Source organism: Zhongshania borealis, from assembly GCF_039539625.1.
Classification (GTDB): Bacteria; Pseudomonadota; Gammaproteobacteria; order Pseudomonadales; family Spongiibacteraceae; genus Spongiibacter; species Spongiibacter borealis.
Genome location: NZ_BAABDM010000001.1, coordinates 265,810 through 288,555 on the forward strand (window position 1 = coordinate 265,810; position 22,746 = coordinate 288,555).

Consider the following 22,746-nt stretch of genomic DNA (forward strand, 5'->3'; position numbering starts at 1 on the left):
ATGAATCAGTTCGTTGTAGCCGCATTGTATAAATTTGTTAGTCTCCCGGATTACCAGGCGCTCCGCGAGCCGCTGTTGGAACAGTGTTTGGCGGCGGAGGTAAAAGGTACCTTGCTCCTCGCAGAAGAGGGTATTAACGGCACCATTGCCGGTTCACGCGCCGGTATAGATCAGGTACTAGCTTTTTTACATGCCGACCCGCGTTTTGCTGATCTTGGGCACAAAGAGTCCTATGACAAAGAACAGCCTTTTTATCGAATGAAGGTAAAGCTCAAGAAGGAAATTGTGACCATGGGTGTTGATGGTATCGATCCTAAGGATATCGTGGGCACCTATGTTAAGCCCAAGGATTGGAATGCCCTCATTGCCGACCCGGACGTATTTCTGATCGATACTCGCAATGACTATGAAGTTGAAATTGGCAGTTTTAACGGCGCAGTAGACCCGAAAACGACCAGCTTCCGCGAGTTTCCCGAATACGTTCGGGCGAATTACGACCCCGCCAAACACAAGAAAGTCGCCATGTTTTGCACCGGAGGTATACGCTGCGAAAAGGCATCGGCCTTTATGAAACACGAGGGCTTTGAAGAGGTATACCATCTTGAAGGCGGTATTTTAAAGTACTTGGAAGAGGTCGACGAGACCGAAAGTCAGTGGCAGGGCGAGTGTTTTGTGTTCGATAATCGTGTAGCTGTAACCCACGGTTTACAGCTTGGCAGTCATGAGCTTTGCCACGGTTGCCGACGGCCTATTACGGCAAGTGATAGACGCAGTGAAATGTTTGAAGAAGGTGTGACCTGCCCAGCCTGCTATGTGCATATCACTGACGACCAAAAAAAACGCTTTCGAGACCGCCAAAAGCAGGTCGAACTCGCTCGGCAACGCAATGAAAGTCATGTTGGTGCGCCGCCACCGGCACGTCAGCGTAAACCGCGCTAAACAGGTTTATCCAAATACGCGATGAACCGCTGCTGGCTATCCCTTAGCGGCCCATATACGCATACTTCTCGCTAAGCCCTAGGCATAGATCTCAATTTCGTCGACTTATGCACTTAGCATTTGGAATATTTAATGTACTATGGGTAAGCTAGGCTTACGCGCGGCAACCGGTGATGATCGCGACCTAGTGTTCAGCCCCCTGGTGGGGGATATTAAAATAAAGAGGTTAACTTGCATGAAGCAGTTAGGTGTACTTGATACCGCATTTATTAATCTTGAGCATGCCAATACGCCTCAGCATGTTGGTGGAATGGGTATTTACGACCCATCAACGGCACCGGGTGGCGCGGTACGCTTTAAAGGCGTAATTGCCAATTTTGAGCGCCGACTTCATAAGCACACGATTTTTCGGTCGCGTCTGGTTAAGGTGCCGGGTAACGTTGATCGGCCTTATTGGGTGCAAGACGCTAACTTTGATGTTGAATTCCATATTCGGCATATCGCATTGCCGCAACCGGGCGATTGGCGCCAGTTGTGTATCTTGGTCGCCCGACTCCACGCGCGTCCACTCGATATGAGCAGGCCTCTCTGGGAGGCCTATATTATTGAGGGCTTAGATAATATTCCTGGGGTTCCTAAAGGCGGCTTTGCGATATATACCAAGATGCATCATGCCCTCGTTGATGGCGCGGGTGGCTCATCGATAATGTCGGTTATCCATGATTTGGAGCCCGACCCTGCCGCGGTCCCGCAAGCGGAAGCTGTGGTGACTGCTGATGTAATGCCAAATAGCGTTTATTTGGCGAGTTCGGCGGCGGTTAACAATATTAAAAACACGGCGAAAATGGTCAGCGGTGGCGTCGGTGTGTTGCGTGATTTGGGGAAAATGGCCATTGGCATGGCGCAGAAAAAAATACCAATGCCGTCAATTAAGTCGCCGCGCACCCGATTTAATACACCTGTTGGACCGCATAGAGTTTTTGAAGCGGCGGAGTTTCCTCTCGCTGATATCAAAGCGATAAAAGACTTATGTGAGGTGAAAATAAACGATGTGGTACTGGCTATTATTGCCGGTGGACTGCGCCATTATTTGATCCATCACAAGGAACTACCCGACGAAAGTCTGGCGGTATCGATTCCCCTGGATATGAGAACGCGTAGGGGGATGACGGATGAAAATAATCAGGTTGGCTCAGTCTTTGTGGAGCTCCATACCAATATTGCTGATCCACTTACACGGTTGGCTGAGGTGTATCGCAGCTCTCAAGAAGCAAAAATTTATGGCGAAAACTCGCCATTAGTGGATGTTTTACGCCTCGCTGGCGTTTTACCTCCGGCGCTGACTCGGCCCTTAGTGAATACCTATGTTAATAATCAGCTTACTCAACATTTGCCTCTTGGCATTAGTTCAGTAGTGTCTAATGTTGCTGGCCCAACATTTCCCTTGTATTCGGCCGGTGCACAGATGGTGCGCTATTACGGGCTGGGCCTGTTAACCCCAGGCGTAGGTTTGTTTCACTTGATCTTTAGTTCGAATGGGATCATGACCCTATCGATACTTGGCGATCGGGATTCCATGCCGGACCCCGCGTTTTATCGTGATTGTGTTGAAAAGTCATTTAATGAATTGTTAGCGGCAGCGAAAGCTAAGCAAGCAGAAAGCCTTGCGGTTGCAAGCAAACCAAAAGCCAAAGCTAAGCCAGCGCGAAAGCTTAAATCGAGCAGCAGTAGCGCCATGCCAAACGTGGAAAAGCCGGTCGCAAAAAAGGCACGTTCGGCCGCAAGTAGCAGTACCGCTAAGTCTGCGTCGGCAAATGCTGGCGTGGCCAAGAATGGTAAGGTTGTTCCGATTAGCAATTCTCGTCCGTAAATCTTAAGCCTTAGCCGCGCTTTTATGTGGCGTCTAAGGCGGGTCCGCGGGGGGTATTTAGTGTTGGCAGGCTCGATTACGGCCTTGTTGTTTAGCTTTGTAAAGTGCGGCATCTGCATTGGTGATGAGTGTTTCCAAGCTAAGTTCACCTTCAATGCGCGCGGTGGCGACACCGGCACTGACCGTTACTTGGCCCAGCACAGGGTTGCCTATATGCGGAATTTGATGATTTAACAGCCGCTCTATAACGCGATTGGCAAGGCGTAAACTTTCGCTAGTATTCACATCTAAGACTAAGACGATAAATTCTTCGCCGCCGGTTCTGGCAACAATATCAAGGTCGCGTGTAAAACTCTTGCGCAGAATTGCAGCAAACTGCCTCAGTACCGCATCGCCGCCGTCATGGCCATAGTTGTCGTTATACTGTTTGAAAAAATCCAAATCAAAAACAATGGCGGTGACAGATAAGCTTTGGCGCTTTGCAATGCTGTAGTGATATTGTAGTTTCTCTTGGAAATAGCGTCGATTGCCGAGTCCAGTTAATGCGTCTTCGTATGAATAACTTTCAAGTCGTCCGGTGTGTTGGGAAATGTGCTTGAGCAATTCATTACATTCGTTTACCAGCTTGCCAAATTCGTCGTTATTTTTGTAAACCAAATGTCTATCAAAGTTATTGGTTTGCCGAATCAGCTGCATGGTATGGGTGATTCTGCGGAGCGGGGTGACAGTTCGGTAATACACGTAAAAAAATACCAAACTCCATGAACCTGCGGCGACAAGTATACCCACCCACACGGTCGGACTGAGTGGCTTGTCGTCAAAGCCGCGTGGTGCAGTCTGAAAGCGTAAATGCAGCACTGCCTGAGCATTGTCGCCATAAATAATGTCGTAGAGTACGCCGCGCTGGGTGCGTTGTCCGAGTTCAGACTGGGCTTCTTTTATCTCTTTACTCAGTATATTTGCGGGAACCAGTTCCGCCTCCAACCCTAGGCGCTCGGTGAATTCTTTAATAAGTGAGTCGTTAACTCGCCTGACAGCAATATAGATGGTGGGTAATTCGTTGGTACCCCACTTACTTTTGCCTGCAGCGTAGATCAATGGGCCGTCATTCCGGGACAGATAAAGACCGGATGTCGTTGAATTTGTCACGCCTTCGAGCCGTGGTATCAGGTGCGCTAGTAATTCAGTTTTAATGGCGTCGTCGGGGAGCAACGTCGCGTTATTGGCTAATTCGCCGGGGTATATTGAACTCTGGGTGCCGGCGTTGTTCGATAGAATAAAGTAGTCGAGCTCTTCATAGCCACCCATTTCAGCTAGGGGTTGAATTAAGGGTTGCCAGTGGATTTCGTTGTCGAGGCCTTCAAATAGCGCCACTGCAGAGGATATGCGCTTAATTCGCCCTTCAATAATACTGCGATAGCGGTCAATACTTTGTTCAAAACGCGCGATATCCTTTTGATCGGCGGCTTGTTCAATAGCGAGTAACTCCGGGTTTATGAGCAGATTGCGGGCCAATAGCGTGAGCAAAAAGGTAAGGACGACATTGCCCGCAATAAGGCAGAGTGCGCGTTGGCCAGTTGTCATATTCGCTACGTTTTAGTATTGAGTTTATGAATACTAGCCTTATATAGCGGGGAATCAATGGATTTTGATTAGGTAATTGCCGAAGTATGCCGCGTGGCTTGGCAGCTAAATGGCGGTTCTTTAGCAATTAAGCGATGGTGATATAACCCATTAAGCCAGTGTCCATGTGTTCTATTACATGGCAGTGAAACATCCAGCGACCGGGGTTGTCGGCAACAAATGCTATTTTGGCGCGTTCGTTTTTTTCTAATAATATGGTGTCGGTGTGGAAGGGCGTCAGTTCTCGCTTGTCGGATTCCAATACGGTGAAAATAAGGCCGTGAAGGTGGATGGGGTGATGGTGCGGCGTGGCGTTGTGCAATTCAAATATATAGGTTTTACCTAAGGTCAGCGTGGCGAGTGGGGCGGGTAGGTGCTGATGGCTATGATCAGTCCACGCGCGGCGGTTAATCAACCAAAAGCTGTGGTCGACTTGGCCATCTTTGTCGCTGGGTGACAGTGCGCCAGCCCACTCAAATACAAAGCTGAGGGTTTCGGCCTTGTCGAGTTGAGGTGTGGGTATAGGGTTGGCAGGGAGTGCAGGTAAGCCTGCTTTAGGCGTTGTGGTTTTATCATTGCTGATGGTTTTGAGTCGGCAGATCTCAATACCATAACGGCCTTTCATATCGTAAATTGGAATCTCAATGCCAGCCTTGTTCGGGCTAATCAAACCAACGTCTAAGCGCATTCCGGCGCCTGTTGCGTGGGACGTAAGAGTATAGGGCTGGGCAATGGGACTGCCGTCAATCGCAATCACCTTTGCGTCATCTTTGCGCAGACTTAGATTGTAAACGCGGGTATTGTCCAAATTCAGGAAGCGTAGACGCAGGCGCTCGCCAGCGGGTACGTCAATGACGGGCTTTTGTTCTCCGTTGACGGTGGCAAGCGTCCCTAATGTGCCTGCCCGCGCCGCTTCTCTTGGCAGTGAAAGTGGTAAATAGCTGCCATCTGGCTTCAGGCGCCAATCTTTTAAACCGATGATAACGTCGTGGTAATCGGGGCGTTCGCGTTCTTCAACGATCAATGCGCCAACTAGACCCTTGCCCAATTGCTCAACGCTGTTCATATGTGGGTGGTACCAAAAGGTGCCGGCATCGGGGCAGGTGAACTCGTATAGAAAGCTGCCGCCCGCTGGCACGGGCGCCTGCGTTAAATAGGGCACCCCGTCCATCGCGATATCGAGTCGAATACCATGCCAGTGAACGGTGCTAGGTTCGTCCAATTTGTTCACGAACTTTACCCGCAGTGGTTGGCCCTGCTTAGCGCGAATTACGGGGGCGGGGAATTGGCCATTGAAACCAAGAATTTCGGTGTCTCCGCTCTTCGCCAACTGGGCCGTGGCCGGCTCGGCGGTGAGGATGTAATCGTAGTGTGGCTCACCGCTTTTACTCGCCGAGGCCATGGCCAAGCTCAATTTGGGAAGTGAGCTTGCGAGCAGGGCAGTGGCACTACCTTTGATAAGGGTTCTACGTTTCATCGTGTTTCCTTTGGCGTATTCAGCGCAATAGCGTCAGGTGATTATCCCAATGGGTGCCAGGGGCATAGGCTAGCGGACGTAAACGTGCCTTGCCGGGTGTTAGTGCCATTAGTTGGCCATTGCCGTTGCTTAGAATAAATTGTTGGTAGGCGGCATCGTAAACGGCGCCTGCGCTGTCTCGCAAGGCATAAAGCTGCTGGAGTTTACCCGTTGCTAAGTTCCATAGGCAGACAACATTGTCGCGCGGGCAACTGGTGACGGCGTATTTGCCGTGTTCGTCAATGCTGACGCTGGCGATATAGTCTTGCTTGAACTGCAGGGGCAAGTCGCCGTAGCTCAATGGCGTGAGATTTTCGCCGCGCTTATGTCGATATACTAGTGGTAGGTGAGATGGAAGGCTGCCTTGAAATTGTGCGCCGACTATCACTTCACCGCTGCTGCTAACGTCGAGGTGGCGAAGGCTTAACTGAAAGTGCGGAGCCGCTTGCCGTTCTACAAGCTGACCGCTGGCAATGTCGAGGTAATGGAGTGCGGGTGCCATTGAATTGGGGTTAAGGGTGGTTCTGCCGCTGGCGGGCAGGGTTTTAATGCCGCCAATGGCAATGACCAAGGTCTCGTTATCAGGCATTAGAGCAAGTTCGTGAGGGCCAATACCGCCGCAGTCTAGGTGGCCAATGCATTGATAATTTTCTTGGCAATCGTAAATGCCGATGCTACCTGCGCCATCGTCGGCAACATGATTTTCGCTCGTGTAAAGGTAGCGCCCATTGGCGCTAAGGCAGCCGTGGCCATAGTAGTGGTAACCATCTTCGCTTACTACGGTATGTAATAAAGCACCTTGCTTGGCGTCTATAACAAACATTTCGCGGCCGGGGCGACGGGAGAAAAACACCAATTCCTGGCGCTGGTGGTGGAAAAGGCTGTCGTGGCCGCGGTGAGAAATGGTTTGGGATAACTGCCAGTGGTCATCATTCCACACGCCAATATGTTTGCCACTGCCATCGCTTGCGGCGCTGAGTACCGGTGTAAATTTGGCTGATTTCGCGAGCGCTGGCCGTGCGCCAATAAATGGTAGACACAGCAGTGCGCCAGAGGCGAGAACAAAGTGGCGACGTTGCATGGTGTTCCTCTAGTTCTGTGGTTTATTGCTCGCTTGCGGTTTTGAACTTAGTCGCCATCTTTGGCATTGAAGCCAAGACTGATCCCTAGTGCGTCGGGCAAGTCCGACTTTAATAGCGTAAGTAATTCGCTTATTGCCTTCTGGAAGTTCATTAATTCTATTTGGCTGCGAGGCTCTACACTGCCAAATAAGCTATTTGGCATGGCGCTGGCGGCGGTGATACTTTTGTCAATATGTTGTTGAATTTGGGTGCTGAGATCGCCGCGGTTTTTAACGTTTAATAAATAGTCGTCTAAACCATAACCGTCAGCCGCGACAAACATGGTTTTTAGGGCCTTGAGGTTGGCGATAATAGCGTCTTTGGAATACTCGCTGCGCCACCACTCCAGCAAATAGATTTGCGGTTGAGCGCCACTGCTGGCGAGCCCTAAGGGGCGTTCAAATTTGTCGCGCTTAATGAGCTCGACGCCTTCCACCAGCGTGCCGAGGAGGTTAGCGATAGCGACACTGTCGTCTGGGTATTCGGGGTTGTGTTCACCGGTTTGCGTAAACGTCGCTAAGTAATTGCCGAGTTCTGGCCGCCAGTCGTTGAATAAACCACTGGCGACGCTGTGCAAGTGGGTACTAACTGCACTAAGCAGTTCACAGCGGCGATTACCTTGCTCGCCAGTATAGCGATCGAGGACGCCAAACTTGCTGTCAAACAGTAAATATTCGAGTGACGACAAACCTTGCACAACCACGCTCGCCTCGTCGATGCGTTTTACATTTAGCGCTTCACCAGTGCGTAACAGGCTTTCTATCTTGCGGGCGATCAGGTTCTTTTTGTCGGGCCAGAATTGAATTTTCCACGCTTGATTATCGACTAACAGCGGACCGAATTGCAGGTTCTGCACGCCGGACCAGCTGTCGACATTCGCTCGCCACGCCGCGCGAACTAGGTCAAATTGTTCATCATTGGGTGCCTGACAAAAATTATCGGCGGTGATTTTTAGCTGCTGGCTGGTCTGAGAGAACAATTGGTAAGCCGGTAAAATAGCGAGCGTACTGGTGTCGATAAGCACTTTGCTCGACGGTGGCGGAGGACTGCATGCGGCCAATAAAGCTAGCACAGTAATGAGCGGCAGGTTTTTTAGGCTGGGAGTTATTTTAGTGGCAATCAGTGTTGTTAAGATCATTACAGTGCCTTCAGGAAGTTTAGCAGGGTCGTTTGCGCTTGCTCGTTAAGTTGTAGGTAGTTTTTCCGACTTACTTTGGCTTCGCCGCCGTGCCAAAGGATGGCAGTGTGTACGGAGTCAGCGCGGCCGTCATGCAGTAAACGCGTATTGTCTTCCTGCCTGCTGCGCAGACCTAAACCCCAGAGTGGTGCGGTCCGCCACTCGCTTGCTGGGGTGTTGTCGGTGTCGGCACTGTCCGCAAGCGCGCTCCCCATGTCGTGCAGCAATAGATCACTAAAAGGGTAAATGGTTTCTTTGCGGAACGTAGTATCGCCAGTTAGCGGCTGCATAGAAAACGGGCTTATTAGGATTTCAGTTGCGGGAATATGGCAGTTGGCACAGCCTATATTGATGAAAACCTGATAGCCAGCTTGCAAGTCTGGATTGTTTTGTATGCCCGGTACGGCGAGGTTGCCAATATAGGCGGTGACGGCAGCCAATAATTTAGCACTTATTTCGGGTTCTGCGTTGTGATCTTGACTGAGTTCTTTGTCGCAATTTATCGCGTTGCCAGGGCAGTTTGCGTCAGGGTAAATGGGCGAACGAATGCCGATGTCTTGACTAAATGCGAGGGCAATTTGCTGAAGAAGGCTGGGCTGACTGGCCTTCCAACCAAAGCGACCGGGGCGCATTCTTTGCCTTTGCTCATCCCAGTGCATGGCGACGCGGCCAGATATGCCATTTTGGTCTCGGTCATCAGGGTCACTGAGCGCAATGACGGTTTCATCTGGGATACCATCGAGTAGGCCCAAACCGATCAGCGCGGGCGCGAGGCGTGCAGAAACAGCCATGTCGCTGGTATTGCCGTAGCGCGGCTCACTAATAAAGTATTGGCGATACGCTAAATTAAGTGGTTCGTCGTTGACTGGACTTGACAATGAAACCTCGCGCCAGGCAATTTGGCCTTCGGCTTTACTGCTTAGGGTTGCGTGGTCTTGGAGTTGTTCGCCGTAGTTTTTGTGGTGTAATCCAACGGGGGCGATTCGTAGAATGAGCCCGGGGCCGTGGTCAGGGAGTAGGCCTTGGCCGTTGGCTTTATGGCAGGCGACACAACTATTGGCGTTAAAAATTGGCCCTAAGCCGTCACGCGCGGTGGTGCTCGCCGGTGCGCTAACCCACGCTTGCTTGGCGAAACTTTTACCAACCGCCCAGTCGAGTTGTTCTTCTAAGCTGAGTTTTGGCTGGGGACGCTCAAGCGTGCGTGATGAAATTTTTGCTTCGGTAAAACTCCCGCCGCTGGCTATGGGCAGCGGCTGGCCGTTATTACATGCACTTAACACAATTGCGCTGCCGCACAGTAATATGGCGGACAATACTGTGGAAGGCAGCGGCAAGGTTTAAAGCCCTGTGGCTGTAGGGTCTATATTGATGGCACTTGCTGCCGCTTCAATGGCGCGGGTTTGGGTAACCAAAGCATTTAAAATGGCGCTGAGGATGGCTTCGCCTTGGTCGTTGCCCTCTGCGATAAGCATGTCAAATTTCACTGGCCTTTCACTGGCTTCGGCCGTGTCGCTTAACACTTTTAAGCTGGCCATGGTTGCGCTCAGGGTCTTCCGAGTCTTGGCGTCGACTTCTGGGTTTGCTTGACGCACTAAATCACTCAGTGCCGGACCAGTTAAAAGCTGACCGTCAAGGCGTTTATAGCGGCCAAGATAGACGTTTTCTATGCCCAAGCCATTGTAGTAGTGAGACCAGTGAGTGTTGTCACTAAAGCAGTCATGTTCGTCCTCGGTGGAGTTGGCTTCTAGTGACACTTTGATGCGTTCGCCACCCAATTCTCCCAAGGACAAGGAGCCCATACCATTAAACATACGGGCTAAAACAATTTGGCTGTTTAGTGACAGTAACTCTTTGCGATAATTCTTTGCTTGGTTTGGCGCCCATTGTTTGACCATATAACTGAGGTCTTCGACAAGGATGCTAGCGGCAGTGTGCAAATAGGCTGCGCGCCGGTCACAATTGCCGTTACTGCATTGACTGCCCAGGCTGTAGTCGGTGTGGGGGCGTTCCCCGGCGCCGAGCTTGTGGCCGTGGAGGTCCTGTCCCCACAGCAAAAATTCGATGGCATGATAACCTGTGGCGACATTGGCGGCGGATCCACCAAGTTCGTGGAGGCTGCGCAGCAAATCCGAATTGATGATGCTTGCGTCGAGTATTTCACCGCCAAGGTTAATGCTGGGATTGGCAATGACATTGAGATCTCCGCCGATATTGCCAAGTGCGGCAAAATAATCGTCGGCAACATAATCGATAAGCCCCTCGTCGAGTGGCCAGCTATTGAGTTGGTACTCCCAATCGTCGATCACCGGGTTGCCAAAACGAAATACTTCGCTCTGTTGGTAGGGGATGCGGGCGGTTTTCCATGCTTGCTGTGCTGCGATCAGCCCCGCTTGGCTGGGCGCAGCTAAAAAATCATCGATTTGCATTTGAAGCTGGCGGGCACTGCTCTCTGCGTCGCTATAAACCGCGTACACGAGCTCAGCATAATGTTTTACGACCGCAGCGGCCTCTATATTTTTAGCGGGAGTTGGCTTTAACTCTGCTTGTACGAGACTGGTGAGGGTAAGGCAAGCAAGAAGGGCTACGACGTGGCGAAACAGCGCTGGCATTAACAGACTCCGCAGTGGAAACGGGCTTCTTTAGTGAAGCGGGGGGATATTCTACTGCTAATTGATAATGATTCGCAATTAATGGTTTTAAATGAAAGGGTGTTGAACAGCATGGGCGGCCTGACTCGCTGTGGTAAACTGCCTGCTTTTCAGAATTATAGAGAATTTGTTATGGCCGCTAACCCGCGTCGCTCATTGTTGTATATGCCTGGTTCGAATGCTAGGGCCCTAGAAAAAGCGCGTAGTCTTGATGCCGATGTACTTATTTTTGATTTGGAAGACGCGGTAGCACCGGGTCAAAAGAAACTGGCGCGTGAGCAAGTTTTGGCGGCGGTCAATGCTGGCGGCTACGGTCGTCGTGAGCTGGTGGTTCGGGTAAATGGCTTTGATACTGAGTGGGGTCGGAAAGACATTGAGGCATTCGCAACCGCGCCGATATCGGCTTTGTGTTTGCCCAAAGTGGAGTCTGCTGCTGAAATTCAGGCGGTTGTCCAGGTCCTAAATCAAGCCGGTGCCGCGGCGAGCTTAAAATTGTGGGCTATGGCGGAAACGCCGCGGGGTATTTTAGCCGTAAATGAAATAGCCGGTGCGCACTCTCGTATGGGCGGTATTGTGCTCGGTACGTCTGATCTCGCAAAAGATCTTCGGGTGCCGCACACGCCGCAACGTTTGGGAATGTTAACGTCTCTGAGCTTGTGCGTATTGGCCGCCCGCGCAAATGGAATCGACGTTTTTGACGGTGTGCATCTTGATTTAGACGATGAATCCGGTTTAGCTTTGGCTTGTGAGCAGGGTGTAGAACTTGGCTTTGACGGCAAAACCTTAATTCATCCCAAACAGATTGCACTGACTAATCAGCTATTTGCACCATCACTAGAATCCTTGGCTAGGGCGAAAAAAATCCAAATGGCTTGGCAGCAAGCTGAGGCCGAAGGTAAAGGTGTTGTTTTGGTCGATGGCCGTCTTGTGGAAGCGCTGCATGTTGAAGAGGCCGTGCGTGTATTGGCAATTGCGGAACAAATTGCCAATACGCGATAGATTGAATTTAGCCCTGCTGGGTTTTTGCCGGATCACCAGTGGGGTAGCGCCGCAGATTGATTAGCTCAAGTAGGCGCTCATCTAGCCAGCTGTCGAGCTGGTAGTTTTTGACAAAACCACAGTGGCCGCCGTAGCGCTTGGTTTCTATGCTCAAGTGTTGATTTTCAGCTAGGCGCGCAAAATCTTCTGCCAAGATAATAGGATCATCTTGGGCTGCAATGATGTGCGCAGGCGAATTTAGCGTTGTCAGTCGGTCGTCGGCGATCGAATAGGCTTGAAAGTACGCGTCGGCATCCGAGAACGCAGTGTGATTGGGAATAAAATAACTGTTCATATCCCTTAGCGTTTTTAGTTTAAATAAACTGTCTTGGTAGCCAAGCTCCGGATATAGATTGATTTTTTTACGCAGTGACTTTTGCCATTTACGCACAAAGTATTTTTCGTAAACCCACCAGCCTTGCTCTAGTGCAATCATGGTTTTTGCTGGGTCGACCACTGGGCAAATAGCGACAGTTTGATCAAGTTTTAAACCGGCATTTGCCGCCTCTGCTGCGATGCGCAACGCGAAGTTACCGCCAAGCGAAAATCCCGCTAAAAACTGCCATTGCTGAGGGTAGGTTTGATGGATTGCTTTTACCGCGCCAATCACCTCGTCGAGCCGAGCGGAATTGAATAATTCACGGTTTAAATGGTGGCTTGGTCCGTGGTCACGTAGATTGAGTCGAAATACGTCGTAGCCAGCGGCAAATAATATACCCCCAGCAGAAAGCAAATAAGTTGATTGGGAACTGCCTTCCCAGCCATGAATTAAGGTAATTAGACCTTTGCTGCGAACGTCGTGAGCAGCGTGTTCGCCCATTAGCTGCTGCCCGTTACCACAATCGAGAACTACTGTTTTACTGGCGTTGAGCATGGCACGAGAACGTGGGTAGCTTCGAATTTTTCGCAGTCGCGTCGATGCCAGAATGGATTGAGCGTGTGGGTTTTTTAATAGCCCATTTGGGGCGAAATCATTCATGACAAATCCTATAAAAAAGTCGGCTCTTAGTCTGCTAGTGCTACGTCGAACGGATGATGTCTTCGTAGGTCATTTTATTGCGACTATCTGTAGAGTTCGAAGATTTACGAATGCGCGTGTCGGCTAAGGCACCAGTGAACACTATGCCATGGGTGGACGTGGGGTAATTTGGTGTGGCATTACGCAGTTCGCGATCCTTGTTGGATAGTACAGACTTATATATGACAGCGCATTATTAGATGTAAATCGCTGAAAATTGAATTAATGATGACAGGAGAAAAAAATGGGAAACGCACAAGCAGCATTGGCGGCAAGTCGTTTATCCGGCCAATACGTGGAGCAGGGCAATAAAGAGGCGTGGCTGGGGTTGTTTTCTGAAGAAGCCATTGTCCAAGATCCGGTCGGTAAATCACCGCTTGACCCCAGCGGGGAGGGGCATCATGGTAAAGTCGCGGTTGCGGGGTTTTGGGATTTGATCATTGCGCCGGGCCAAATTAAATTCACCATTTTGTCGTCGTTTCCCGCAGGTGACGAATGTGCCAATGTCGTTCGACTAGTAAACAAATTACCAGGTGATATAACAATGCAAATGGAGATGGTGGTTGTTTATAAAGCAGATGACGCAGGTAAAATTTCGTCACTAAAAGCCTATTGGGATTTTGATACTGTTCAAGAGCAAATGGCATCCGCGTGAGATAGCCTCATCGTTGGAAAATTTTTCAAATGTTAATTGATATGTCATTAGCATAAATAATCAAAAACACTATTACTCAATATATATATTCTGAGCTTTAGTGTTGTTTTGGTGCGGTATGTTGTTGTTTTATAATGGCATATTGTTATTTTTTTTAAAAATAATCGCCCGTTAGTTTATCTGTTAGTCTATCAATGATGTGACGACAGTCACTAAAGTCTATGCGTGTTTTCACGTACTATCAGGCTATAAGAGATCACTCTTTGACTACGTCCGATGTAATGACTAGGCCGTGGCGAAATAACAATTAAATAAGAATTTATTTGAGGTATACATCATGAAAACACCGTCGATGAAGAAAATTGCGCTGGCAGCCGCTATCGCGTCAATTGCATCTGCCTCTATCGCAGGACCAATCGCTCCTGTTGTTGATCCAATCGCTGGCGCTTTGGCTGGAACGCCATTGTCTGTGTTGGGTGATCAGTTGGGTAGTTTGGATGCTCAATTAGAAGCATTGGCAGGCGGTGGCGCGCCTGGTTTAGATAGTTTGCCTGGCTTAGATGGATTGCCAGTTGATCCTACGTCCTTGGCTGGCGGTGGGTTGCCCGGCTTAGATTCGCTGCCAATCGATCCAACTTCACTGGGGGGCGGCGGCGGCGGTGCTCCCGGTTTGGATTCGCTACCTATAGACCCGAGCTCACTGGCTGGTGGCGGTGTTCCTGGTTTAGATGCGCTTCCGATTGATCCGACTTCACTTGCAGGTGGCGGTGGCGGTGCTAACCCATTAGCAGGCTACGTTACCCAGCTTACCCACGCTGTAGATACCCTGTCTGCCGATATCGGTAGTACTGATGGCACGGTAGATGCGCTGACAGATGTGGTTGATACCTTGGCAATTGATCCAGCAATGCTGCCAGACAGTCTTCAGCTCGTTCCGGCGACCCTGCAAACCGCAGTTTCGAATTTACAAGCCAATTTAATGGCTATGTCTGGTGGCGGCAGCGGTGGCGGCCTTCCTGGATTGGATGCATTGCCAATTGACCCTACTTCTTTAGCGGGCGGTGGTCTTCCTGGATTGGATGCATTGCCAATTGATCCTACTTCTTTAGCGGGTGGCGGCGCTCCTGGATTGGACGCGTTACCAATTGATCCTACAGCCCTGTTAAGCGGTATACCCGGTTTAGACGCACTGCCTTTACCGAGTAGCTCAACGTCTTCCGATGGTGGCGGTGTGCCGGGCTTAGATGCATTGCCAGTTGATCCTACGTCGCTGGCTGCCGGTGGCCTTCCTGGCTTAGATGCCCTGCCAATTGACCCCACTTCTCTTGCCGGTGGTGGTATTCCAGGTTTGGACGCCTTGCCGATTGATCCCACCTCTTTAGCGGGTGACGGAATCCCTGGTTTAGATGCGCTGCCAATTGACCTCGCGTCATTAGCTGGCGGTGGTGATGGCGCGGGTGCTAACCCTATCGCGCCTTACGTGACGCAGTTAACTTACGCCGTTGATGAATTTTCTGCCGACATTACCGGTAGCGATGGTTCCGTCGATGCGGTGACCGATGTGATTGACGTGCTAGCGGTTGATCCGACTGCAATTCAAGCGAGTCTCGAAGCTATTCCTGGCACGCTAGAAACCGCTGTAACAGGTCTGGTTGCGAATTTATCAGCTTTATCTGGTGGTGAGAGCGGCGGCAGTGCACAGCAAGACCAGTTTTCTATGGTTTTAACGACTCCAGCAGGCGTTTTAACAGTAGATAGTAACGGTCCATCATTTGAGTAAGTGGTAGCCTGAAATAGCTTCTAGCGATCAGATGGTACAGTCGTATCGCTAGAGTTTGGCTTTTAGGTGTTTCTATTCATCTGTATTGCGCTTATAAAAGCCAGCCCTTTAATATAAAGGACTGGCTTTTTGCTATTTGGTAAAGCTGTGATGTTATGCCACACTACAGATATATTGTGAATAACTTGAAAATAGCGACGATAGTTCTGCCAATACAGCGTGTTATCAGTGTGTTATTTGTTTTAAATGCGGAGTGAACCCCCCCTTTTGGCTCGATTAGCGCGGTTACTTTTATTAACAATTAGCGTTGTGGCCATATCGCCTATTTTGCGTGCGCAATTGGTTAATGTTGAATTGCTTGGATCCTCACTTACGGCCCCTGTTACCGGTGCTTTGTCTGATGTTGATCTTTTAGGCGGTGATGCGGGCGGTCTTGATAATTTATTGGGTGTCGAGGCGCTCGGTGATGATGGCCTGCTAAACGTGAGCGTAAGTGGCCAAGATATATTGTTATTGGGTGCACCCGCAGGCGATGCACCAGTGGGCGGGGCGTTGACGCCATTGTTTGGTTTAGGTGACTCCCAGGGCGCTGTGCTTGAATTTTTACAGGACACTGCCAGTGACGGTGATGTTAATCCAACGGTATTGACCGTTGAGCTGTATAGCGAAAGCGATGGCTCGGTAACCGATAGAAATAAACGAAAAAACGGTGACTATCAGTGCGTGGATAAAGATCGCGACAGTGTCTGTGATAGCCACGATCAGTGTCTAAATTCTCCGCCTAACGCAATGGTGTTGCCGTCGGGCTGTCACTTTGAAAAGGGAAGTCCGTTGGTGTTGCGTGGAGTCAGTTTTGCGGTCGACACTGCTTTGTTAACTGCGTCTTCTAGCGCGACACTTCGTCAAGCTGCCCGGATTATTAAAGTGAATCCAAAGTTAAACATTGAAATTGCCGGGCATACTGACGACTTGGGAAGTGATAGCTATAATCAGCGGCTGTCGGAACGTCGAGCACTTGCCGTTAGAAACTATTTTCTCGCAGAGGGCGTTCCCGCTTCAATGATGCATGTCCGAGGCTATGGCGAGCGGCAACCTATAATTAACATTAGCAACCTTAGTGGCGATGACTTAGTCGCGGCTCGAGCGCAAAATCGACGGGTCGAGTTGTTTGTGAATCAGGGCAATTCTCAGCACTGAGTAAAAATTACGTATTGGAGACATTATGGCAATCGATTTACCGCCGGTGATACCACCACAGGCCTCTACGGCCGAGCGTATTGAACAATATGCTGCTTTACAGTCTGACAATATTGTTGATGTAAATGTTGGCGACTACGCTTTGAGAATATCCGGTAATCGTTACCTTAGCTCTGAACAACTGCAATTGATCGTTAATGCGGCAAAGACACCAGCTCAAGCAGTGAATGCGCTCAATCAGGCTTATTATCAGTTGGGTCATTTATTAGTAACGGTCTATTTTGCGCAGCGCGATAATACTATTTTTGCCCATGTAATAAATGGGAAATTGTCGGAAATCAAAGCGCCAGAGACTATTTATCCTTATTTTTCCGGTCTAATAGGCGACGAGGATTTACAAAAATCAGAGTTTGGTAGCAAACAGGTGCTAGCAAGTTTGAGAAGCGACCGCGCTGGCGTGGATTACACTGTTAGCTACCAGGTAGCGGCAGACCCTGAAGCCTATATTTTGGTGTTTACTGAAAGACCCAAAATAGATCACGACAGCACCGAATTCAATCTTAGTGTTAATAATTTCGGCAATCGTTTTCTCGGCCGCTACTTTGCCAATGCGAGCGTTAAACATGATTTTCAGTCGGGAATTGAAGCCTCACTCTCCTATGATCGTGCATTAACGGAATTTGGCGAGGTCAATGGCGGTGATTACTATGATGGATATACCTTTAGGCTGAACTACCCAAGTAGTTATGGCTTGTATGGTCTAGAGGCGCGGTATGTCGAGTACGCTCGGGATGTGGTTACCGGTGATGAAGCCGCATCGGGAGATGCCAGTGGAGGCTTATGTTCGGCATTACTAGCAGTTTGTGATGTCGTTGACGGCCTTACGGGTATTGATTTAGGCGGACTTTTACCTTCCGGGGCATCAACGAACACTGTACTTCATCTGTATTCTGAGACAAAGACTATAGCGCTTACTGGCGAGCAAGTGATTTCCAGTGATAGTTTTCAGCGGCTGACAACGTCGCAGCGCCTAGAAAAAGTGGACAGCTTTATTGATGCGCAGGAATTCGGTTTAGCCCTTGATGAGCCCCATACAACTCTAGAGCTGGGCGTGAAATACAATAAATTAATGCGCTTGTTTGGCGTGGGCACGCAACTAACGGGACAGGGCTTGCTGGAAGCTGGATTGGAGGGCGACGGCGGTACGCTAGGGACGGATACTCGTGACGGTGTTGTTGCTACTGGGCGCAGAACAGGTGAATTTTTAATTTTCAAACCACGCGGCAGTATTAAAATGGCGCTTGTTGACTGGGCAAATATTAAATGGGATGTCATCAGTCAATTCTCAGATAATAAGCAGCTACCCCTGCAACAGCAGTTTTTCTTAGGAGGCGGCAGTGGGCTGAGTGCCTATTTGCCAGGTGTATTGGTTGGTGACTCCGGTGTGTACACTAAATTTGCGCTCGAAAGCACCGGTATTCCTCTGGCAGGTTTTAATTTTAAACCTGTTCTTTTTGTTGAGTATGGTCACGCGTGGCATGAAGATGCTGTGGGTGCCGCTGGGGAAATTCGCGCTATCGCTGACGCTGGCTTTAGCGTAAAGCTTGAATTTGACAAGTACCTTGAGTCGGAGCTCGTTGCGGCAACACCGATCTATGATGACAATCTTGACGAAGCAGCCTTGTCAGATTTAGAGGTCGACTTTTTTTGGCGAATAAAGCTTAATTTCTAATATTTTGATGCGGCATCTTAAGCTTTTCGGGTGCCGCGAATGACTAAATCCTTCCTTAGCTCGTGTTCCCTTATACTACAGAAATTTTAATATATTCGTACCAATAATGCTCAGTGGCTTGCCGCCGTGTCGTAGCGCCTTGTTATTCAATTCTCTTTAATATTTTTTGTGATCTGCGTCACATATTGGTATAGGTATAAGTCCGTACTATCGAATGGCAGTGGTGGCTAACATCGCAGTTTAGCTTCCGGAATAAATACGTGTCGTTTTGATAATAAGTAATATTGGTTAACGGATTAATATCTAGGGGAAATCATGAAAAAAACACACTTTAAAAAATTAGTACTCGCGGCAAGCTTTGCCTCGGTTAGCGCGCTTAGTCTTGCGGGGCCATTGGCGCCAGTGATCGATGTCTTGACTACTATTGATAGTCAGTTAGGTAGTTTGCCAGGGTTGCCGGGTGGTGGTTTACCAGGTTTACCTGGTTTGCCGTCGGATCCATTGGCATTGCTTGGCAGCTTGCCGAGCCTTCCACTTGACCCGCTAGCGATGCTCGGTGGTGGTGTGCCTAGTTTGCCGGGTGGTGGTTTGCCGAGCCTACCCGTTGATGTACTGAGTTTGTTAGATGGCGGCTTGCCAGCACTACCACTAGATCTTCCTGCCGCGCCTATTTAACAAATCGATGAAATTTTTTTACGTTGCTTGATAACGTAATTGAAGGCCAGTTTGCGACGATGCAGACTGGCCTTTTTGTTTGGTGTAATAACCTATAATTTTGCCAGTGTAAGTTTGACGTGTAATCCGCCGAGTGATGATTGAGAAAAGCTAATGTCACCTTCATAGCTATCGATAATGTCTCTGACTATGGCAAGTCCTAAACCTTGACCTTGTCCGTATTGATCCCCGCGAAATCCTCTTTGCAAAAGCGTTTGGCGTTGTGATTCATTGATGCCTAAACCATCGTCATCGATGAGAACGTGGCATTGATGCTGACTTTCTGTCGCACTGATTATAATTTTCTCTTTACACGCTTTGCTGGCATTGTCCAAAAGATTACCAAACAACTCCATGGCATCTTGTTCGTCAATAGTGAGTGCTAGTTCTGCATTTAGTTGGTTTTGAAATTGAATAGATTTGTCGCGATAAACTTTTTCTAGTGAGTTTGTTAGGCGGTCAATAAGGGGTTTTATATAGGTTCTGCTACTTAGGTTTTGTTTTCCGCCGCTTACGGCGCGCTTAAGTTGGTAATTTATAATATTGTCCATGCGTGCAATTTGTTCGTTTGCCGCGCTGCTGTCGGCACTGCCAGATTTTAGTACGGCCAGAGGTGTTTTAAGGCTGTGGGCAAGATCAGCGAGTGTATTGCGGTAACGCTCCCGTTGTTTCTTTTCTTTGCTCAGCAATTGATTGAGATTATAGGTAATACCTTGAAGTTCTCTTGGGTAATCGTCACTAAGTTGCAGTGTTTCGCCCTGTTCTAGTCGTAGTAGATCTTTCGCTAATTTCCTGAGTGGGCGTAAGCCCCAGTAGAGAGTTAAAGCGCTTACGAATAAAGAAATGAGCAAAACTAAGCCTAACCACAAACTTATTTGATTGCGGAAATTTTTTTGCTCGTGGAGGAGTGTGCTTTGTTGAGAGTATAAGGAGAAAAGTAGCGGAATTTCATTTTCTTCTTCAGTTTCCCAAATTGCATGGTAATAAAATGTGAAGAATGCTTCCGTATTAATTTCCGTCTCGCCAAACAATTCCCTTCCTGAGCGGGGCATGTTGTCTGGGATTGGTAAATTTAGGGTATCACTCGACACTGATCGCCAAATGACGCTGCCGTCGCGATGACGGATTTCAGCGTAGAGCCCTGAGCGAAACTGCCAGAATCGTGGCTCTTTTAAGCGGTCTCCCATCTCAATTTCGCCATCTTGCCATTCAATTGCGCCAAGTAAACCGAAAAACTGTAGGCGTAGTTGTTCCTGTTCTGCACTAATGAGACTGCTGGTATGCGCGCGGTCGATTGCCACGCCGGTAATCCCGAGGAGCACAGGCATTAGTGTAAGACTAGCTAAGATAAGGCGGCGAGTAATTGAACTCGAGCGAGTACGGGGCATCGTCAGTGCTGGGTTTCGCTAAGTTCAAACCGATAGCCCCGGCCACGCAATGTCGAAATTGGTTTCAGGGTATTGTTTGGATCAATTTTTTTACGAAGTCTGGCGATAAACACTTCAATAACATTGCTGTCACGATCAAAGTCTTGGTCGTAAAGGTGTTCGGTTAAATCTGTTTTGGACACGACTTGGCCACTGCGCATTGCCATATATTCTAAGGCGTTGTATTCGTAGGCGGTTAACTCCAAGGCTTGTTTGTTCAAGAGCGCGCGCTTTGCGCCGGTGTCGATGGTGATGCAGCCGAATTGTAACTGCGGGCTAGCAAAACCGGCAGAACGGCGAATTAGCGCATTGGCTCGCGCCATAACTTCTTCAATTTGGAATGGTTTGCCAACATAATCGTCGGCACCAGCTTCAAGGCCCTCAACTTTATCTTGCCAGCGGTCTCTGGCGGTCAAGATTAGGACTGGAAATTTGTGGCCTTCACTGCGCCACTGTTTTATTACACTAATCCCGTCGAGTATGGGTAAACCAAGGTCGACAATGGCGAGGTCATAAGGATTTTCTTGCCCTAGAAAGAGTCCTTCGCTGCCGTCGCTGGCGCAATCGCAGGCGTAGTCTGCTTTCTCGAACTGGCGGCGGAGTTGATCCAGTAGTGTCTGTTCATCTTCTATAATGAGTATGCGCATCGCTGATTCTCGTCAGTGCTCAATCGATTTTAACGTTTTTGATTTTGCCATTGTCTTGCAAAATGCGGACTTGGTAACCGGACCCTGTTTTTTTTGCGCCCACGGCACGCCCGCCGTAGCGTTTTTCGGCGATGCTAATCGCCTCATTAACAGACATGGTGGCGCGTGCCCGTGAGGAGGTATCTAGTCGCTGTTCGAGTATTGGGCGATCTTGTAGTCCTAAGTAGCCGCCAGTCGCGCCGCGCAGCGGATCACCATTGACCGAACTAGCAATTATTGCCGCACTGACAAAAGCCAGTACATTGCACCACTTTATTTTACGCATAACATTCCCTGGTATTAGCCCTTAACCGCGGGGAGTAACATTAACTTCAATCTCAATCTGCTTACCTGGATTATAGGGTAAACGGGTGTGATAAATCTCACCTTGGTAGCGATAGCTTACATTGTAAGCCACAATTTCATCTCGCCACATGCGATGGTCATGGACTTCGCAGCGGTCAACCGTTTTGTAGTGCCGGTCACCACGCTGGCGGGATATGTCGGTGGCCACGCTGGCGCCCAGTACCGCGCCGACGAGGGTGCCAACGCGCTTATTGCTCTTGTGGTGGCCAATTTCATTGCCAAGGGCGCCGCCGAGTATCGCCCCTAGGATTGGTGCGGTACTACTGTGTCGTTCATAGGCAACTGTTTCCTGCCAGCACTGTTCGCGTGGCGCTGAGTAGGCAATGCGCTCGTATATAGGCGTTACCTGCGTAACCCAGGCGAGATGCGTGGTGTTGTGGCTATAATTTCGATGGTCAGCGTGCACGACCACAGAGCAGACTAGGAACAGGGGAATTACAGAGTACTTCAACATGGCATATACTCCTTTGCTTAGTGAGTATATAGAGTAGTGTGTTGAGCCTGAACTAAAGCTGAATAAACTATGGGCACGGTGCATTTTCCGAAAATGATAAAAGAGGACGCGATAGGTGAAATTATATACATTTGATGCGGCGCCAAATCCACGGCGTGTAGGTCTATTACTGAAATATAAGGGAGTCAAGATCGACACCCAAGCGATTGACCTTATGGGTAAAGAGCAGTTTGCTGATAGCTTCCGTGCGATTAACCCGCGCTCTACTTTGCCAACATTGCAACTTGATGACGGCACAGTGCTAACCGACACCATCGCTATCTGTATGTATATTGATAGTGTCTACCCTGACAAACCCTTGTTTGGCCGCGACGGTCTGCAAAGAGCGCAGGTTATTGGGTACTGCCACCAAATATTTTTTGAAGGCGCCATGGCAGTGGCTGAAGTTCTCCGCAATAAAGGCGAGGCATTTAAAGACAGACCGCTACCGGGGCCACTGAAAATGCCGCAGCTACCGGAATTGGTAGAACGGGGAAACCTTCGGATTGGTGCTTTTTTTGAGTCAATGAACGCAGATATTGGCGGTCGAGAATTCTTGGTTGGCAATGAGCTTAGCCAAGCTGATATCGACCTTTATGTGGTGTTGGGGTTCTGCGGTTGGGTCAAGCGCCAAATCCCGGACAATTGCCCAGCGCTGCAGACGTGGTTTGCCAGCATGAAATCTCGATTCGGCGAATAATACATAATGCCGCTTTTGCCGCTGATTGTGTATCAGCGGCTTAGGG

The 22,746-nt window shown here is 49.3% G+C and carries 20 protein-coding genes; 9 read left to right on the forward strand and 11 right to left on the reverse strand.

What is annotated here, in order from left to right:
- Together trhO and ABD836_RS01270 are read left to right on the forward strand one after the other, a co-directional pair.
- Complete coding sequence (gene trhO / locus ABD836_RS01265; RefSeq protein ID WP_344931897.1) at positions 1 to 939, forward strand: oxygen-dependent tRNA uridine(34) hydroxylase TrhO; 939 nt, start codon at positions 1 to 3, stop codon at positions 937 to 939.
- Positions 940 to 1,174: 235 nt separating this feature from the next.
- Complete coding sequence (locus tag ABD836_RS01270; protein WP_344931898.1) at positions 1,175 to 2,809, forward strand: WS/DGAT/MGAT family O-acyltransferase; 1,635 nt, start codon at positions 1,175 to 1,177, stop codon at positions 2,807 to 2,809.
- Positions 2,810 to 2,866: 57 nt separating this feature from the next.
- On the opposite strand, the gene ABD836_RS01275 is transcribed toward ABD836_RS01270, so the two are convergent.
- From ABD836_RS01275 to ABD836_RS01300, 6 genes are all read right to left on the reverse strand, one after another.
- The gene (locus ABD836_RS01275) at positions 2,867 to 4,393 is read right to left on the reverse strand and encodes a GGDEF domain-containing protein (protein WP_344931899.1); all 1,527 of its coding nucleotides are present in this window, start codon (positions 4,391 to 4,393) and stop codon (positions 2,867 to 2,869) included.
- A gap of 127 nt (positions 4,394 to 4,520) precedes the next feature.
- On the reverse strand, positions 4,521 to 5,909 hold the full coding sequence (locus tag ABD836_RS01280) for a multicopper oxidase family protein (protein WP_344931900.1): 1,389 nt from the start codon (positions 5,907 to 5,909) through the stop codon (positions 4,521 to 4,523).
- Positions 5,910 to 5,928: 19 nt separating this feature from the next.
- Complete coding sequence (locus ABD836_RS01285; protein ID WP_344931901.1) at positions 5,929 to 7,029, reverse strand: DUF1513 domain-containing protein; 1,101 nt, start codon at positions 7,027 to 7,029, stop codon at positions 5,929 to 5,931.
- Between the two features lie 47 nt (positions 7,030 to 7,076).
- Entirely contained in the window at positions 7,077 to 8,207 is a 1,131-nt protein-coding gene (locus ABD836_RS01290) for an imelysin family protein (protein ID WP_344931902.1), read from the reverse strand.
- Positions 8,207 to 9,580: a di-heme oxidoredictase family protein gene (locus ABD836_RS01295; RefSeq protein WP_344931904.1), complete on the reverse strand. Its 1,374-nt coding sequence runs from the start codon at positions 9,578 to 9,580 to the stop codon at positions 8,207 to 8,209. The genes ABD836_RS01290 and ABD836_RS01295 overlap by 1 nt, the downstream gene beginning before the upstream one ends.
- 3 nt (positions 9,581 to 9,583) lie before the next feature.
- Complete coding sequence (locus ABD836_RS01300; protein ID WP_344931905.1) at positions 9,584 to 10,855, reverse strand: imelysin family protein; 1,272 nt, start codon at positions 10,853 to 10,855, stop codon at positions 9,584 to 9,586.
- Between the two features lie 81 nt (positions 10,856 to 10,936).
- Between ABD836_RS01300 and ABD836_RS01305 the strand changes: the two genes are divergently transcribed.
- Positions 10,937 to 11,893, forward strand: a complete 957-nt coding sequence (locus ABD836_RS01305) for an HpcH/HpaI aldolase/citrate lyase family protein (protein ID WP_344931906.1) — start codon at positions 10,937 to 10,939, stop codon at positions 11,891 to 11,893.
- Positions 11,894 to 11,900: 7 nt separating this feature from the next.
- Here the strand turns inward: ABD836_RS01305 and ABD836_RS01310 are convergent, their stop codons facing one another.
- Positions 11,901 to 12,911, reverse strand: a complete 1,011-nt coding sequence (locus ABD836_RS01310; RefSeq protein WP_344931907.1) for a YheT family hydrolase — start codon at positions 12,909 to 12,911, stop codon at positions 11,901 to 11,903.
- Positions 12,912 to 13,194: 283 nt separating this feature from the next.
- Between ABD836_RS01310 and ABD836_RS01315 the strand changes: the two genes are divergently transcribed.
- The 5 genes from ABD836_RS01315 (at position 13,195) to ABD836_RS01335 (ending at position 18,989) form a co-directional block, all read left to right on the forward strand.
- The gene (locus ABD836_RS01315; protein WP_344931908.1) at positions 13,195 to 13,605 is read left to right on the forward strand and encodes a nuclear transport factor 2 family protein; all 411 of its coding nucleotides are present in this window, start codon (positions 13,195 to 13,197) and stop codon (positions 13,603 to 13,605) included.
- Between the two features lie 337 nt (positions 13,606 to 13,942).
- Positions 13,943 to 15,385 (forward strand): hypothetical protein, encoded by a 1,443-nt coding sequence (locus ABD836_RS01320; protein ID WP_344931909.1) that lies wholly within the window; start codon positions 13,943 to 13,945, stop codon positions 15,383 to 15,385.
- 309 nt (positions 15,386 to 15,694) lie between these two features.
- Positions 15,695 to 16,582, forward strand: coding sequence for an OmpA family protein (locus tag ABD836_RS01325; protein ID WP_344931910.1), 888 nt, complete (start codon positions 15,695 to 15,697; stop codon positions 16,580 to 16,582).
- 25 nt (positions 16,583 to 16,607) lie between these two features.
- Positions 16,608 to 18,314, forward strand: a complete 1,707-nt coding sequence (locus ABD836_RS01330) for a ShlB/FhaC/HecB family hemolysin secretion/activation protein (protein ID WP_344931911.1) — start codon at positions 16,608 to 16,610, stop codon at positions 18,312 to 18,314.
- A gap of 315 nt (positions 18,315 to 18,629) precedes the next feature.
- Positions 18,630 to 18,989 carry a hypothetical protein gene (locus ABD836_RS01335; RefSeq protein ID WP_344931913.1) on the forward strand — a complete coding sequence of 120 codons (360 nt, stop codon included), beginning with the start codon at positions 18,630 to 18,632 and terminating at the stop codon, positions 18,987 to 18,989.
- A gap of 92 nt (positions 18,990 to 19,081) precedes the next feature.
- Here ABD836_RS01335 and ABD836_RS01340 read toward each other — a convergent pair whose 3' ends face one another.
- From ABD836_RS01340 to ABD836_RS01355, 4 genes are all read right to left on the reverse strand, one after another.
- Positions 19,082 to 20,356, reverse strand: coding sequence for an ATP-binding protein (locus ABD836_RS01340; RefSeq protein ID WP_344931914.1), 1,275 nt, complete (start codon positions 20,354 to 20,356; stop codon positions 19,082 to 19,084).
- 62 nt (positions 20,357 to 20,418) lie between these two features.
- Positions 20,419 to 21,102 carry a response regulator gene (locus ABD836_RS01345; RefSeq protein ID WP_344931915.1) on the reverse strand — a complete coding sequence of 228 codons (684 nt, stop codon included), beginning with the start codon at positions 21,100 to 21,102 and terminating at the stop codon, positions 20,419 to 20,421.
- A gap of 19 nt (positions 21,103 to 21,121) precedes the next feature.
- Complete coding sequence (locus tag ABD836_RS01350; protein ID WP_344931916.1) at positions 21,122 to 21,427, reverse strand: PepSY domain-containing protein; 306 nt, start codon at positions 21,425 to 21,427, stop codon at positions 21,122 to 21,124.
- A 21-nt stretch (positions 21,428 to 21,448) separates the two neighbouring features.
- Positions 21,449 to 21,961 carry a glycine zipper 2TM domain-containing protein gene (locus ABD836_RS01355; RefSeq protein WP_344931917.1) on the reverse strand — a complete coding sequence of 171 codons (513 nt, stop codon included), beginning with the start codon at positions 21,959 to 21,961 and terminating at the stop codon, positions 21,449 to 21,451.
- Positions 21,962 to 22,076: 115 nt separating this feature from the next.
- On the opposite strand from ABD836_RS01355, the gene ABD836_RS01360 reads away from it, so the two are divergent.
- On the forward strand, positions 22,077 to 22,700 hold the full coding sequence (locus tag ABD836_RS01360) for a glutathione S-transferase family protein (protein WP_344931918.1): 624 nt from the start codon (positions 22,077 to 22,079) through the stop codon (positions 22,698 to 22,700).
- Positions 22,701 to 22,746: the final 46 nt, after the last annotated feature.

Excerpts from the sequence above, each read along its gene's own strand:
- trhO (WP_344931897.1), top strand. The coding sequence starts at position 1 with ATGAATCAGTTCGTTGTAGCCGCATTGTATAAATTTGTTAGTCTCCCG.
- ABD836_RS01270 (WP_344931898.1), top strand. The coding sequence starts at position 1,175 with ATGAAGCAGTTAGGTGTACTTGATACCGCATTTATTAATCTTGAGCAT.
- ABD836_RS01275 (WP_344931899.1), bottom strand. The coding sequence starts at position 4,393 with ATGACAACTGGCCAACGCGCACTCTGCCTTATTGCGGGCAATGTCGTC.
- ABD836_RS01280 (WP_344931900.1), bottom strand. The coding sequence starts at position 5,909 with ATGAAACGTAGAACCCTTATCAAAGGTAGTGCCACTGCCCTGCTCGCA.
- ABD836_RS01285 (WP_344931901.1), bottom strand. The coding sequence starts at position 7,029 with ATGCAACGTCGCCACTTTGTTCTCGCCTCTGGCGCACTGCTGTGTCTA.
- ABD836_RS01290 (WP_344931902.1), bottom strand. The coding sequence starts at position 8,207 with ATGATCTTAACAACACTGATTGCCACTAAAATAACTCCCAGCCTAAAA.
- ABD836_RS01300 (WP_344931905.1), bottom strand. The coding sequence starts at position 10,855 with ATGCCAGCGCTGTTTCGCCACGTCGTAGCCCTTCTTGCTTGCCTTACC.
- ABD836_RS01305 (WP_344931906.1), top strand. The coding sequence starts at position 10,937 with ATGGTTTTAAATGAAAGGGTGTTGAACAGCATGGGCGGCCTGACTCGC.
- ABD836_RS01310 (WP_344931907.1), bottom strand. The coding sequence starts at position 12,911 with ATGAATGATTTCGCCCCAAATGGGCTATTAAAAAACCCACACGCTCAA.
- ABD836_RS01315 (WP_344931908.1), top strand. The coding sequence starts at position 13,195 with ATGGGAAACGCACAAGCAGCATTGGCGGCAAGTCGTTTATCCGGCCAA.
- ABD836_RS01320 (WP_344931909.1), top strand. The coding sequence starts at position 13,943 with ATGAAAACACCGTCGATGAAGAAAATTGCGCTGGCAGCCGCTATCGCG.
- ABD836_RS01330 (WP_344931911.1), top strand. The coding sequence starts at position 16,608 with ATGGCAATCGATTTACCGCCGGTGATACCACCACAGGCCTCTACGGCC.
- ABD836_RS01335 (WP_344931913.1), top strand. The coding sequence starts at position 18,630 with ATGAAAAAAACACACTTTAAAAAATTAGTACTCGCGGCAAGCTTTGCC.
- ABD836_RS01340 (WP_344931914.1), bottom strand. The coding sequence starts at position 20,356 with ATGCCTGTGCTCCTCGGGATTACCGGCGTGGCAATCGACCGCGCGCAT.
- ABD836_RS01345 (WP_344931915.1), bottom strand. The coding sequence starts at position 21,102 with ATGCGCATACTCATTATAGAAGATGAACAGACACTACTGGATCAACTC.
- ABD836_RS01350 (WP_344931916.1), bottom strand. The coding sequence starts at position 21,427 with ATGCGTAAAATAAAGTGGTGCAATGTACTGGCTTTTGTCAGTGCGGCA.
- ABD836_RS01355 (WP_344931917.1), bottom strand. The coding sequence starts at position 21,961 with ATGTTGAAGTACTCTGTAATTCCCCTGTTCCTAGTCTGCTCTGTGGTC.